Below are 13,155 nucleotides of genomic sequence, written 5' to 3'. Positions count from 1 at the left end.
TGGCGCGGGGCGGTCAGGCGGGGCGGTCACGCATGGAACGGCAGTCCCGCGTCGGCGGCGAGTTCCAGGTCGTCGCCCTCGGGCGGCGGGAGGAGGGTCGCGGAGCCGTCGCTGACGGGGACCACGCCGAGTTCGAGGAGCTCGGCCATGGCGGCGGAGCCGGCCATGTCGCGGACCTGGAGCTGGTAGCGGGCGGTGGTGCGGTAGGAGCCGCCGCCCTCGTCGCCGGTGCGCTGGAGGAAGCCGGAGTCGGTGAGGAACGCGGCGGCCTTGCCGACGATGCCGGTGGTGGATCCGGCGAGGCGGCGGGCGTCCTTGGTGGCGCCGGTGGCGCTGCGGCGCGCGTAGATCCGCCAGGCGGCCTCCAGGCCGGGGGCGTCGGAGGCCGGGTCGGTGTTCTCGCCCTGCTCCTCGGCGCGCTGCTCCAGGCGCAGACAGGCCTGGCGCACGAAGGCGTCGACGCCGTTGACCGTGAGGCGGCCGATGTACGCGTCGTCGGCGAGGTCCTCGGGCCGGGGGAAGGCCATGGCGGCGACCGCGAGGTGGGCGAGGCCGTGCAGGAAGCGGTCGGCGGAGTCGGTGTTGGCCCGGCGGGCGTAGTCGCCCATGCGGACGGCGAAGACGGAGTCCTCGCCGGCGGTGACGGCCATCCCCGCGCGCGGGGAGACCTCCAGGACGACGAGGCCGAGGCCGGTGGCGACGGCGTCGGCGAGGCGCGCGAAGGCGGGGTCCTCGCGGTAGCGGCGCAGGAGTTCGGTGTACTCGGCGTCGCGGGCCGGGAGCAGCTTGGGCTGGAGGCCGAAGGAGACGAGCCGGGCCGCGTCGGCGGCGTCGGCGGGGGTGACGGCGGAGGTGGTGGACGCGGCCGGGGGCTGCGGGGGCTCCTGCTCGCTCCACGCGTCGGTGTACTCGGCGTGGGTTTCGCTCACGGCTGGGGCTCCTCGGTACGGCTCTCGGTCGGTGCGGCGCGGGGTACGGGCAGCGGGACGGGGGTGACGGCCGCGGCGCCGGCCGCGGGCCGGTCCACGGGCGCGGGCGGCTCGTCGGTGAGCCGCACGGCCCGCACGGCCGGGAGGTCCCGGCGCCGCGCGGGCGGGGTCCGGACCGGCTCGGGAACGGACACGGTCCCGAACCGCGGCCGTCCGGCGGAGGCGGGGCCTGCGGCGCCGGGCGCGGGGGTCGGCTCGGGTACGGGTACCGGTATGGACTCGGGCTCGGGTACCGGTACGGACTCGGGCTCGGACTCGTGTACCGGTACGGACCCGGACTCGGGCTCCGACTCGGGTACCGGTACCGACTCGGGCTCGGGCTCGGGTACCGGTACGGACTCGGGGCCAGGTACGCGCTCCGCCTCGGGCTCGGGCGCGGCCTCGGGCACGTTCTGTCGTGCGGACTCGGTGTCCGGCACCGGAGCGGGTGCGTGCCCGGGGGCGGCCGCGCTCGGCCGGGCCTGGGGGACGAGGGTCACGAGGCCTCCGTGCGGTCCGCGGCCATGCCCGCCGCGTCGAGCATCGCCGTACCGACGATCAGGTCGGCGCCGCCGAACTCGTGGTCGTCGAGCGGGGTGCCGTCGTCGACGGCGAAGAGGAGGCGCTCCTCGCCCTGGCGGTAGGCGGTGCCGACCGGGGGGCTCGCCGCGTGGACGGCGAGGAGGGCGACGAGGTACGGAAGGTCGGGGTCGAGGCGGCGGGCCTCGGCGAGCAGGCCGGAGAGGCGGCGGGGCGCGTCGTGCTCCAGGTCGAGCAGGCGCATGGCGCTCGCGAGCTGCTCCTCGCTGAAGCGGGAGTCGTCGGGGGTGGCGATGAGGTCGGGCTCGGGCATCTCCGCGCCGAGGTGCTCGCGCTCGACGGGCGGGGTGAGGAGCAGGTCGACGAGGTCGCCGAGGCGGACGGAGGCGGGGGTGCGCAGTCCGGTGCCGCGGGCGAAGAAGGCGTCGGTGACGCGGGTGGCCTGCTCGACGGGGAGCGGCAGGACGGGGGCGACCAGCTGCCCGTACAGGTCGAGGCCGGTGTACGCGGTGGGGGCGGCGAAGGCCTGCCGGTCCTGCTCGGCGCGGAAGAGCGGCCCGGCCTCCAGGAGGCGGGACTGGAGCTGGGTGTGGCGGCGGATGCAGTCCTTGACTATGTCGACGAGCTCGGCGGCGCGCCGCTTGTGCTCCGCGGTCTTCGCGTCGGTCGCGGCCTCGGCCTCGTCGCGGGCCTTGCGGATGTTGGTGAGGATCGCGTTCTCGTGGCGGTAGCGGTCGGCCACGTGGTCGAGCGCCTCGGCGATCATGTCGGGGACGGTGTGGAGCCAGTCGACGGCGCGGACGTTGCGCCGGGTGGCCTCCAGGGTCTTGCGGAGGGTCTCGGCGTACTGCACGGTCCGGTAGCGCGCCTGCTCGGCGGCGAGCTGGGCGTCGGCGAGGCGGCCCCGGTTGATGAGGACCTCCAGCTTCACCTCGGCGGCGATCTGGGCGCTGGTGACGTCGGTGTCGAGGGCTCCGACGAGGACGTTGACCGCTTCGTCGGTGGTGCGGAGGTAGACCCCGCCGCCGTAGCCGGGGACCTCTTCGATGAGCTTGAAGTCGTAGTCCCTGCGGACGTAGACCCCGTCGGTGCCGAAGGTGCCGTAGACGGCGCGGAAGCCGCGGTCGACGCTGCCGACGTTGATCAGGTTCTCCAGGACCCAGCGGGCCACGCGCTCGTGCTCGGCGGCGGGGCGGGCGGGTGCCTGGGCGGCGACGCGGGGCAGCAGGCGGGCGACGATCTGCTCGTGGTCGGCGCCCGTGTCGAAGTCCATGTTCAGCGTGATGAGGTCGATCGCGGAGAGGGCCACCTCGGCCATCGCGTAGACCGTGTACTCGCCGGCCAGGTTCGCCTTGCGCGCGTCGAGGTCGTGCAGCGGGGCGGTGCACGCGAGCGCGCGGAGCCGCCGCGCGAGCCCTTCGTCGGCGGCCGGGCCCTGCGCGGGGCGCGGCCCCGCGCTGAGCTGGGGCGGAGCGAGGTCCGTCGAGGCAGGCGAAGTCACGGTGGACAGATTAGGTCCTCACCCTGACAACGGTCGAAACGGCGCAGATACGCCCGGCCCCCTCGGTGGCCTCGTACGGGCTCCGCCCTCAGCCGTCGGAGCCCGCCGGAGCGTCGACGGCCCGGGCGTAGACGGCGACCACGCGTGCGCGTGAGTCGTCCAGATAGCGGGCGAGCAGCCGCTCCGCGGAGGCCCGTTCCCCGGCCCGCAGGGCGTCCAGGATCTCCCGGTTCCTCCGGAGGTAGGGCTCGTGCAGGGCGCGCGGGTCGTCGACGACGTGGAAGGCGAGGCGGAGTTCGGCGAGGACGCCGCGCATCAGTTCGTCGGTACGGGCGCTGCCCGCCAGGGCGACGAGTTCGCGGTGGAAGTGGATGTTGGCCGTGGAGACGCCCGTCCAGTCGCCTGCGCGGGCCGCGTTCTCGCCCCCGGCGACGGCGGCGGCGAGGGCGTCGACGGCGAACGGCGGCTGCCCCAGGCCCCGCACGACGGCGCATTCGACGAGCCGCCGGGTGCGGTAGATGTCGTCCACGTCACCCACGGCGAGGACGCGGACGAAGACGCCCCGGTTGAGCTCGTGGACGAGCAGGCGCTCGTGGGTGAGGAGCCGGAAGGCCTCGCGGAGTGTGTTGCGGGACACACCGAGGGCGCCGCCGATGCTCTCCTCGGAGAGCCGGACGCCCGGCGCGAAGAAGCCCTCGGCGATCCGGGTGCGCAGGATGTCCGCGACCCGCTCGGCCGTGCTCGTGCGTCCCAGGAGTACGCGGTCGTCCGTCAGCCCGCCGGCCCCAGTCACGTCCACAGCGTCTCGCCCCTTCCGTCGTCCGCGGCCGAGTCAAGCGCAGAAACGAGGAAGCGACAACACGCATCTTGTCGGATCGTTGAACAATCCTCTAGCTTGGCGGGCACGCTTCAGCGGCTTCGGCCCTATCCGCGGCCTCGGCTCCGTACACGGCTTCGACTCCTTCCCGGCATTCGGGTCTTTCCCGGCATTCGGGTCCTTCCCGAGGAGGCTTCACATGACCTTGGTCCCGATCGATCTCAACGCCGATCTCGGCGAGGGCTTCGGCCGCTGGACGCTGACCGACGACGAGCGGCTCCTGTCCGTCGTCACCAGCGCCAACGTGGCCTGCGGCTTCCACGCCGGGGACGCGGCCACCATGCGACGGGTATGCGAGCTCGCGGCGGCACGCGGGGTACGGATCGGGGCCCAGGTGTCCTACCGGGACCTGGCCGGCTTCGGACGGCGCGCGATGGACGTCCCGGCGGCGGAGCTGGCCGCCGAGGTGGCGTACCAGATCGGCGCCCTGGAGGTCTTCGCCCGGGCGGCGGGCTCGCGCGTCTCGTACGTGAAGCCGCACGGGGCGCTCTACAACCGGGTGGTCCGGGACGCGGAGCAGGCCGCGGCCGTCGTCGAGGGCGTGCTGCTCGCGGACCGGACGCTGCCGGTCCTCGGGCTGCCGGGCTCCCGGCTGCACGAGGCCGCCGCGGCGGCCGGACTCCCGGTCGTCGCCGAGGCCTTCGGCGACCGGGCCTACCGGGCGGACGGCTCGCTGCTGCCGCGGGGCCGGGAGGGGGCCGTCGTCACGGACCCGGACGAGGTCGTCGAACGGTCGGTGTCCATGGCCCGGTTCGGGGTCGTCACGGCGCACTGCGGGAGCTCCGTCGCCGTGCGGGCCCGGTCTCTCTGCCTGCACGGCGACACCCCGGGCGCGGTGGGCCTTGCCCGGCGGGTCCGGGAGCGGCTCGAAGCCTCCGGCGTGCGCGTGGAGGCCTTCGCGTGAGGGTGCTGAGGGTGGGCGGCCGCGCCCTCCTGGTGGAGCTGGACGACGGCGGGGCGACCGAGGCCCTCCACGCCGAGCTGCTGCGCCGGCGGGCGGCCGGTGCGCTGCCCTCCGTACGGGAGATCGTTCCGGCGGCGCGGACGGTGCTCCTCGACGGGGTGGACGCCCCGGAGCGGCTCGCGGCCGAGCTGGCCGGCTGGGATCCGGCGCCGCTGCACGCGCGCGTGGGCGCGGCCGTCGAGGTGCCGGTCCGCTACGACGGGCCCGACCTGCCGGAGGTCGCCGCGCTCTGGGGGGTGTCCGTGGAGGCGGCGGTTCGGATCCACACGGCGGCCGAGTTCCGGGTCGCCTTCTGCGGGTTCGCGCCCGGGTTCGGCTATCTGACCGGGCTCGGCGAAGGGTACGAGGTGCCGCGCCGGGCCACGCCGCGCACGGCCGTCCCGGCCGGGTCGGTCGCCCTGGCCGGCCCGTACACGGGTGTGTACCCGCGCTCCTCCCCCGGCGGCTGGCAGCTGATCGGCACCACGGACCTGGTGCTGTGGGACGCCGAGCGGGTCCCGGCCGCGCTGCTCACGCCCGGCACCCGGGTCCGGTTCACGGCGGGGGGCGGGCGATGAGCGACCGGGCCGTCGCCGTGGTGCGGGCCGGGGCGCTGACCACCGTCCAGGACCTGGGCCGCACGGGGTACGCGCACCTCGGCGTGCCCCGCTCGGGCGCCCTCGACCCCGCGGCCGTACGCCTCGTCAACCGGCTCGTCGGCAACCCGGAGGACGCGGCCGTCCTGGAGACCACCGTCAGCGGCTGCGCGCTGCGGCCCCGGGGCGCGGTGACCGTGGCGGTGGGCGGGGCGCCGTGCCCGGTCCGGGTGGACGGTCGGCCCGCCGCCTGGGGAACGACGGTCCGGGTCGGCGCCGGATCCGTCCTGGAGCTCGGCGCGGCCGTGCGCGGGCTCCGGTCTTACGTGGCCCTCGGCGGCGGGATCGCCGTCGCGCCGGTGCTCGGCAGCCGCTCCACCGACCTCCTGTCGGGCCTCGGCCCGGCGCCGCTCGCGGAGGGCACGGTGCTGCCGCTGGGCCCGGACACGGGCGTACGGGTCGCGGTGGACGCCCCGCCGTGGCCGGGCCCGCCGGACGAACTCGTCCTGCCCGTCCGGCTCGGCCCCCGCGACGACTGGTTCACCGCCGGCGCGCTCCGGACCCTCTCCACGCGCGCGTACCGGGTGTCGCCTGCGAGCAACCGGATCGGGCTGCGCCTGGACGGCCCGCCCTTGGAGCGGGCCGTGCCGGGCGAGCTGCCGAGCGAGGGCATGGTGCTCGGCGCGGTGCAGGTGCCGCCGGACGGGCGACCGGTGGTGTTCCTCGCGGACCATCCGACGACCGGGGGCTATCCGGTGGTCGCGGTGGTACGGGAGGCCGACCTGGGCGCGGCGGCGCAGGCGGTCCCGGGGACACCCGTGCGGTTCGTGCCGGGGCGCTGAGGGCTCGTTCGTTCCCGCGCGCCGAGGGCTCGTTCGTGCCGGTGCGTTGAAGGCCCGTTCGTTCGTTCCGGTACGCCGAGGGACCGGTGGCGGGGCGGCTCAGAGGGCCGGCGGGCCGTAGCCCCCGCCGCCGGGGGTCCGCAGGACCAGGACGTCGCCGGGGCCCACCTCCGTGGTGGCGGCGCCTTCGAGGTGCTCGACGGTGCCGTCGGCGCGTTCCACGAGGTTCTCGCCGAGGGCGCCCGGCTCGCCGCCGGCCATCCCGTACGGCGGGACCCTGCGGTGGCCGGTCAGGAGGGCCACCGTCATCGGCTCCAGGAAGCGCAGGCGCCGCTCGACGCCGTGGCCGCCGTGCCACCGGCCGCGCCCGCCGCTGCCCTCCCGTACCGCGAAGGCGTCGACCCGGACCGGGTGGCGCCACTCCAGGATCTCGGGGTCCGTGAGCCGGGAGTTGGTCATGTGGGTCTGGACGGCGTCGGCGCCGTCGAAGCCGTCGCCCGCGCCCGAGCCGCTCGCCACGGTCTCGTAGTACTGCACGCGCGCGTTGCCGAAGGTGACGTTGTTCATGGTGCCGGACCCCTCGGCCTGGACGCCGAGGGCCGCGTACAGGGCGCCCGTGACGGCCTGGGAGGTCTCGACGTTCCCCGCGACGGTGGCCGCCGGGGGGACGGGGGCGAGCATGGAGCCGGGCGGGACGCGGACCTCCAGGGGCTCCAGGCAGCCGCTGTTGAGCGGGATGTCCTCGTCGACGAGGGTGCGGAAGACGTACAGGACGGCGGCCATGACGACGGCGGTGGGCGCGTTGGCGTTCCCGGGCAGCTGGGCGGAGGTGCCGGTGAAGTCGAGGACGGCGGAGCGCCGTTCGCGGTCGACGCGGACGGCGACCCGGATGACCGCGCCCCCGTCGGTCTCGTAGCGGTACGCGCCGTCGTCCAGGCGCGCGACGATGCGCCGGACGGACTCCTCGGCGTTGGCGCGGACGTGCCGCATGTAGGCCTGGACGACGTCGAGCCCGAACTCCTCGACCGTGCGGCGCAGTTCCTCGATGCCCTTCTCGTTGGCGGCGATCTGGGCGCGCAGGTCGGCGAGGTTGGTGTCCGGGTCGCGGGAGGGGTGGCGGGCGCCGGTGAGCAGGGCGCGCGTCTCGGTCTCGCGCAGGTGTCCGTCGCGGACGAGCAGCCAGTTGTCGAAGAGGACGCCCTCCTCGTCGACGGTCCGGCTGAAGGCGGGCATGGAGCCGGGGGTGATGCCGCCGATCTCGGCGTGGTGGCCGCGGGAGGCGACCAGGAAGCGGAGTTCCTGCCCCTCGTCGTCGAACACCGGTGTCACGACGGTGACGTCGGGGAGGTGGGTGCCGCCGTGGTACGGGTCGTTGATCGCGTAGACGTCGCCGGGGCGCAGGTCGTCGCCGCGCCGGCGGAGCACCTCCTTGATGGACTCCCCCATGGAGCCGAGGTGGACGGGGATGTGGGGCGCGTTGGCGATGAGGTTGCCCTCGGCGTCGAAGAGGGCGCAGGAGAAGTCGAGGCGTTCCTTGATGTTGACCGACTGGGCGGTGTTCTCCAGGCGGACGCCCATCTGCTCGGCGATGGACATGAAGAGGTTGTTGAAGACCTCCAGGAGGACGGGGTCCACGTCCGTGCCTGCGGCCACGCGCGCGGGGCGGGGGACGACACGGCGCAGCAGGAGGTGGCCCTCGTCGGTCGCGGTGGCCCGCCAGCCGGTGTCGACGACGGTGGTGGCGTCGGCCTCGGCGAGGATCGCGGGCCCGTCCACGTCGTCGCCCGGCCGCAGGTCCTCGCGCCGGTGGAGCGGGGTGTCGTGGGGTGTGCCGTCGCTGTGCGTGCGGACGGTGGCCACGGGAGTGAGGGCGCCGGTCCGTTCGCCGGTGTCCACGAGGACCGGCCCGTGCGGACCGGCGCTGCCGACGGCCTCGACGGTGACGGCCTCGATGACGAGCGGCCGGTCCAGGGTGAAGGCGTACCGCGCGCGGTGAACGTCTGTGAACGCGGTTTTCAGCTCGTCGGGCGGTGCGAGGTCGACGGGGAGACTCGCGTCCGTGCCCGCGTACCGCAGGAGCACGCGCGCGTGCGTGGTGATCGCCGTGTCCGGCAGTCCGTCGGCGCGCAGCTCCTCGCGGGTGCGCTCGGCGAGTTCGGCGCAGAGGTCCGTCACGCGGGCGTGGGTGCCGTCGGCGTCGAGCTCGGCCTCGACGGACCGCTCCCGCATGGCGGTGGCGTCGGCGAGCCCGATCCCGTACGCCGAGAGCACCCCGGCCAGCGGGGGTACGAGGACGGTGTCGACGCCCAGGGCGTCGGCGACGGCGCAGGCGTGCTGGCCGCCGGCGCCGCCGAAGCTGGTGAGGGCGTACCGGGTGACGTCGTGGCCGCGCTCCACGGAGATCTTCTTGACGGCGTTGGCCATGTTGAGGACGGCGATCTCCAGGAATCCGGCGGCGACCTCCTCGGGGGTGCGACCGCCGCCGACCTCCTGGGCGAGGGCCGAGAACTTCTCCCGTACGACCTCCGCGTCGAGGGGGAGGTCTCCGCTCTCGCCGAAGACGGCGGGGAAGTGGTCCGGCTGGACGCGTCCGAGCATGACGTTGGCGTCGGTCACCGTCAGGGGGCCGCCGCGGCGGTAGCAGGCGGGTCCGGGGACGGCGCCTGCCGAGTCGGGGCCGACCCGGTAGCGGCGCCCGTCGTAGTGGAGGACGGAGCCGCCGCCCGCCGCGACGGTGTGGATGTTCATCATGGGCGCCCGCATCCTCACCCCGGCGACCTGTGTACCGAGTTCACGCTCGAAGGCGCCCGCGTAGTGCGACACGTCGGTGGAGGTGCCGCCCATGTCGAAGCCGATGACACGGTCGTGCCCCGCCTGCGCCGAGGTGCGGGCCATGCCGACGACTCCGCCCGCCGGTCCCGACAGGACGGCGTCCTTGCCGCGGAAGTGGGCCGCCTCGCGGAGTCCTCCGTTGGACTGCATGAACATGAGGCGGATCCCGGCGAGTTCACGGGCGACCTCGTCGACGTACCGGCGCAGGATCGGCGAGAGGTAGGCGTCGACGACGGTGGTGTCCCCGCGCGGGACCAGCTTGATGAGCGGGCTGACCTCGTGCGAGCAGCTGACCTGGGTGAAGCCGGCGGCGCGGGCCGCCTCCGCGACCCGGGTCTCGTGCTCGGGGTGCCGGTAGCCATGCAGGAGGACGACGGCGGCGGAGCGGAGGCCTTCGTCGTGGGCCGCGGCGAGTGCCGCGGCGACGGCGGGCTCGTCCAGCGGGTGGACGACGTGTCCGTGGGCGTCGACCCGCTCGGGCACCTCGATCACGCGCGCGTACACCGCTTCGGGCAGCACGATGTGGCGGTCGAAGAGCCGGGGGCGGTTCTGGTAGGCGATGCGGAGGGCGTCGCGGAAGCCCTCGGTGATCAGGAGCACGGTCGGCTCGCCGCGCCGCTCCAGGAGGGCGTTGGTGGCGACGGTGGTGCCCATCTTGACGACGGCGATCCGGTCGGCGGGGACGGGGTCGTCGGGGCCCAGGCCGAGGAGGAGGCGGATGCCTGCGACGGCCGCGTCCTGACGGCGGGAGGGGTCGTGGGAGAGCACCTTGCGGCTGACGAGCCGGCCGTCGGGCCGTCTCCCGACGACGTCGGTGAAGGTGCCGCCCCGGTCGATCCAGAACTCCCAGCGCCCGCTCATCCTCCCATTGTGGCCGCGAGGGCGGACGCGAGGGCGTCGTCCGCGCGCGCGTCGAGGGGGGCCGTGCCGCTGCCGTCGGCCCAGTGGCGCAGTTCGGCGCCGGCGAGCAGGAGGAGCTGCGGGAGCAGGTCGTGGCTGCGGCGCAGGACCCAGCCGGTGCCGGCGGTGGCGAGCCAGAGCAGGGCCTCGGTCCGGGTCGGCGGCGGCTGGAGGGGCTCCGGGGAGGGCGGCGCGCCGTGCGCGAGTCCCCGGGCGGCGAGGAGACGGTGGAAACCGGTGGCGACGGCCCGGTGGCCGCGCTCGCCGGGGTGCAGCCGGTCGGCGCTCCACAGGGCCCGGTCCTCGGTCCATTCGGGGTCGGCCAGGTGCAGGTGGACGGCGCCGTACCGGGCGGACAGCGCGTGCACGACCGCGTTGACGGAGCGCTGGCGGCGGGCGAGCGGGCGCGCCAGGGGCGGGGGCAGGCCGAGCATCCGGCCGGGATCGGGAAGGCAGGCCGTCAGGAGTACGGCTCCGAGGGCGTCGAGATCGGCGCAGACCCGGTCCAGGCGGCGGGCGAGGAGGGCGATGTCGAAGGTGCGGCGCAGGGTGTCGTTCACCCCGACGACGACGGAGGCGAGGTGCGGGCGGAACGCGAGGGCGCGGGCGGCCTGCCCGTCGGCGACGTCCGCGCTGAGCGCGCCGCTGGAGGCGAGGTTCAGGAAGGCCGTCCCCCGCCCGTCGCCGGCGAGCCCCTCGGCGAGCAGCGCCGCCCACCCCCGCCAGGCCCCGCCGGCCCGGTCCCCGACGCCCTCGCTGAAGGAGTCCCCGAGGACGACGAACCGGACGGGTTCCCTGGCGCCTTCGGTCGTGGTCGCGCCCGCCTCCACCGTCTCCCGTCTCATCTGCGGGCCTCCTCGGACACGAGCGGCCGGGGTGCCGGGAAGGCGTCGTGGGCGGCGAGGAAGGCGGTGACGGCACGGTCCCAGGAGAAGACCTCCGCACGCGCGCGTGCGGCCCGGCGGCGGACGCTCTCCGGGATCGCGAGGAGCCCCTGTACGCCGGTGGCGAAGGCACTCGGCGTGTCGGCGGCGGCCGCGCCCGCCGTGCCCACGACCTCGGGCAGCGCGGAGGAGGCGCTGACCACGACGGGGGTCCCGCAGGCGAGGGCCTCCAGGGCGGAGAGGCCGAACGTCTCCGCGGGCCCGGGTGCCAGGCACACGTCAGCCGCCGCCTGGAGGTCCGCCAGGGCCTCCCGGTCGGCCACGTGCCCGAGGAACCGCACGGGGAGGCGCCGCTCACGCGCCCGCCGCTCCAGGGCGCCCCTCAGCGGCCCGTCCCCCGCGACCACGAGCGCCGCCGCGATCCCCAGGCCCCGCAGCTCCTCAAGCGCGTCCAGGGCCGTGCCCGGCCGCTTCTCGACCGAGAGGCGCGAGCACAGCAGGAGCAGCACCCGCTCGCCGTCGGCGTACCGGGCCCGCAGCGCCGCGTCGCGGCGGCCGGGCCGGCAGCGCTCCAGGTCCACGCCGAGCGGGGCCCGTACGACGTTGCGCGCCCCGATCCGTACGAACTCGCGCTCCGCCCACTCCGTCGTGCACACGATCCGCGCGAAGGCCCAGGCCGTGCGGCGGTTGAGCCGGTCCGCCGCGCCGGCCGCGAGCGCGGGCGGCACGCCCCAGGTGCGCAGCACCCCGTCCGCGGTCTCGTGGGAGACCATGGCCGACGGCACGCGCGCGCGTCGTGCCCACTCCCCCGTCCACCGCAGGGTGGTGCGGTCCGAGACCTCGATCCGGTCGGGGGCGAGTTCGTCGAGGAGCCGGCGGACCCGGCGCCGGTCGGCGAGGACCCGGTAGCCGCCGGTGCCGGGCAGGACGGGGCCGGGGAGCGTGACGACCCGGCCCTGCTCGGTGAGGTGGTCGCCGGCGGTGGCGCCGGGGACGACGAGGACGGGCTCGTGACCGGCGGCGAGGTAGCCGCGGCCGAGCTGGTCGAGTGCGGTGCGCAGGCCGCCGGAGGTGGGGGTCACGAAGTTCGCGAGCCGTACGATCCGCAGCCCGGTGCCGTCTCCCGTACGGACGCCGCTCATGCCGCCACCGCCGTCCGCTCGCGCAGCACCTCCAGGTAGTGGCCTATCAGCTCGTCGCCGAGCGCCTCCCAGGTGCGTCCCTCGACGGCGGCCCGGCCGGCCCGGCCGTGGGCGGCGCGCGTGTCGGGCGAGGCGGCGAGCCCGGCGACGGCCTCCCGCAGCGCGTCCCGATCCCCCGGGGGTACGAGGAGTCCGGTGCGGCCGTGGTCGACCAGGTCCAGGGGTCCGCCGGCGGCCGGGGCGATGACCGGCACCCCGCTGGCCATGGCCTCCTGGACGGTCTGGCAGAAGGTCTCGTACGGGCCGGTGTGGGCGAAGACGTCGAGGGAGGCGAAGATCCGGGCGAGGTCGTCGCCGGTGCGGCGGCCCAGGAACCGGGCGCCCGGCAGGGCGGTGCGCAGGGCGGGCGCGCTGGGCCCGTCCCCGACGACCACGACCCGCACTCCGGGGAGCGCGCAGGCTCCGGCGAGCAGGTCCACGCGCTTCTCGGGGGCGAGGCGGCCGACGTAGCCGACGAGGACCTCCCCGTCGGGGGCGAGTTCACGGCGCAGGGCGGTGTCGCGCAGTCCTGGGCGGAAGCGGACGGTGTCCACTCCGCGTCCCCAGCGCCGGACGCGCCCGATGCCGTGGGCCTCCAGGTCGCGCACGGCGGCCGTGGACGGGGCGAGGGTGCGGTCGGCGGCGCCGTGCACGGCGCGCAGGCGGCGCCAGGCGGCGCCCTCGCCGGTCCCGACGTACGTGCGCGCGTAGCCGGCGAGGTCGGTCTGGTAGACGGCGACGGCGGGTATGCCGAGCCGGGCGGCGGCGGTCATGCCCCGGACGCCGAGGACGAAGGGTCCGGCGAGGTGGACGAGGTCGGCGCGGTGGGCGGCGATGGCCGCGGCTACCCGGCGGCTGGGCAGGGCGACCCGTACCTGCGGATAGCCGGGCAGGGGCAGGGAGGGCACCCGGACGACGGCGCAGGGGGCGTCGGCGTCCGCGGCCTGGCCGGCGACGGCGGGGGCGATGACGAGCGGGGTGTGGCCCCGCCGGACGAGGTGGCGCGCGGTCTGCAGGGCGCAGTGCGCCACACCGTTGATGTCGGGAGGGAAGGATTCGGTGACGATGACGACACGCATACGGGTGTTGTC

11 protein-coding genes are annotated in these 13,155 nt (G+C 75.8%); 3 read left to right on the top strand and 8 right to left on the bottom strand.

Features of this window, described 5'->3' with window-relative positions:
* Positions 1–26: 26 nt before the first annotated feature.
* The 4 genes from ACZ7HT_RS34715 to ACZ7HT_RS34700 form a co-directional block, all read right to left on the bottom strand.
* A complete protein-coding gene (locus ACZ7HT_RS34715) occupies positions 27–929 on the bottom strand; it encodes a hypothetical protein (RefSeq protein ID WP_471173421.1) in 903 nt (300 codons plus the stop codon).
* Positions 926–1,468 carry a hypothetical protein gene (locus ACZ7HT_RS34710; RefSeq protein WP_471173418.1) on the bottom strand — a complete coding sequence of 181 codons (543 nt, stop codon included), beginning with the start codon at positions 1,466–1,468 and terminating at the stop codon, positions 926–928. The genes ACZ7HT_RS34715 and ACZ7HT_RS34710 overlap by 4 nt, the downstream gene beginning before the upstream one ends.
* Positions 1,465–3,009 carry a hypothetical protein gene (locus ACZ7HT_RS34705; protein ID WP_471173417.1) on the bottom strand — a complete coding sequence of 515 codons (1,545 nt, stop codon included), beginning with the start codon at positions 3,007–3,009 and terminating at the stop codon, positions 1,465–1,467. Before ACZ7HT_RS34705 ends, ACZ7HT_RS34710 begins: the two co-directional genes overlap by 4 nt.
* Positions 3,010–3,097: 88 nt before the next feature.
* Positions 3,098–3,802, bottom strand: a complete 705-nt coding sequence (locus ACZ7HT_RS34700) for a GntR family transcriptional regulator (protein WP_471173414.1) — start codon at positions 3,800–3,802, stop codon at positions 3,098–3,100.
* Positions 3,803–4,025: 223 nt separating this feature from the next.
* On the opposite strand from ACZ7HT_RS34700, the gene ACZ7HT_RS34695 reads away from it, so the two are divergent.
* The 3 genes from ACZ7HT_RS34695 to ACZ7HT_RS34685 are packed head-to-tail and all read left to right on the top strand — an operon-like array spanning position 4,026 to position 6,267.
* Complete coding sequence (locus ACZ7HT_RS34695) at positions 4,026–4,790, top strand: LamB/YcsF family protein (protein ID WP_471173411.1); 765 nt, start codon at positions 4,026–4,028, stop codon at positions 4,788–4,790.
* Positions 4,787–5,407: a 5-oxoprolinase subunit B family protein gene (locus ACZ7HT_RS34690; protein ID WP_471173409.1), complete on the top strand. Its 621-nt coding sequence runs from the start codon at positions 4,787–4,789 to the stop codon at positions 5,405–5,407. The genes ACZ7HT_RS34695 and ACZ7HT_RS34690 overlap by 4 nt, the downstream gene beginning before the upstream one ends.
* Entirely contained in the window at positions 5,404–6,267 is an 864-nt protein-coding gene (locus ACZ7HT_RS34685) for a 5-oxoprolinase subunit C family protein (RefSeq protein WP_471173406.1), read from the top strand. Before ACZ7HT_RS34690 ends, ACZ7HT_RS34685 begins: the two co-directional genes overlap by 4 nt.
* A 99-nt stretch (positions 6,268–6,366) precedes the next feature.
* On the opposite strand, the gene ACZ7HT_RS34680 is transcribed toward ACZ7HT_RS34685, so the two are convergent.
* Genes ACZ7HT_RS34680 through ACZ7HT_RS34665 form a run of 4 tightly spaced genes read right to left on the bottom strand, consistent with a single transcriptional unit; the run spans position 6,367 to position 13,143 of the window.
* Positions 6,367–9,960: a hydantoinase B/oxoprolinase family protein gene (locus ACZ7HT_RS34680; protein ID WP_471173404.1), complete on the bottom strand. Its 3,594-nt coding sequence runs from the start codon at positions 9,958–9,960 to the stop codon at positions 6,367–6,369.
* The gene (locus ACZ7HT_RS34675) at positions 9,957–10,844 is read right to left on the bottom strand and encodes an SGNH/GDSL hydrolase family protein (RefSeq protein WP_471173402.1); all 888 of its coding nucleotides are present in this window, start codon (positions 10,842–10,844) and stop codon (positions 9,957–9,959) included. Before ACZ7HT_RS34675 ends, ACZ7HT_RS34680 begins: the two co-directional genes overlap by 4 nt.
* A complete protein-coding gene (locus ACZ7HT_RS34670) occupies positions 10,841–12,025 on the bottom strand; it encodes a glycosyltransferase (protein ID WP_471173401.1) in 1,185 nt (394 codons plus the stop codon). The genes ACZ7HT_RS34675 and ACZ7HT_RS34670 overlap by 4 nt, the downstream gene beginning before the upstream one ends.
* Positions 12,022–13,143: a glycosyltransferase family 4 protein gene (locus ACZ7HT_RS34665; protein ID WP_471173399.1), complete on the bottom strand. Its 1,122-nt coding sequence runs from the start codon at positions 13,141–13,143 to the stop codon at positions 12,022–12,024. Before ACZ7HT_RS34665 ends, ACZ7HT_RS34670 begins: the two co-directional genes overlap by 4 nt.
* Positions 13,144–13,155: the final 12 nt, after the last annotated feature.

It is taken from the genome of Streptomyces sp. NPDC037410 (assembly GCF_055602235.1).
This window is presented reverse-complemented; position numbering and strand designations above follow the sequence as displayed.

Excerpts from the sequence above, each read along its gene's own strand:
- ACZ7HT_RS34665 (WP_471173399.1), bottom strand. The coding sequence starts at position 13,143 with ATGCGTGTCGTCATCGTCACCGAATCCTTCCCTCCCGACATCAACGGT.
- ACZ7HT_RS34685 (WP_471173406.1), top strand. The coding sequence starts at position 5,404 with ATGAGCGACCGGGCCGTCGCCGTGGTGCGGGCCGGGGCGCTGACCACC.
- ACZ7HT_RS34680 (WP_471173404.1), bottom strand. The coding sequence starts at position 9,960 with ATGAGCGGGCGCTGGGAGTTCTGGATCGACCGGGGCGGCACCTTCACC.
- ACZ7HT_RS34695 (WP_471173411.1), top strand. The coding sequence starts at position 4,026 with ATGACCTTGGTCCCGATCGATCTCAACGCCGATCTCGGCGAGGGCTTC.
- ACZ7HT_RS34670 (WP_471173401.1), bottom strand. The coding sequence starts at position 12,025 with ATGAGCGGCGTCCGTACGGGAGACGGCACCGGGCTGCGGATCGTACGG.
- ACZ7HT_RS34675 (WP_471173402.1), bottom strand. The coding sequence starts at position 10,844 with ATGAGACGGGAGACGGTGGAGGCGGGCGCGACCACGACCGAAGGCGCC.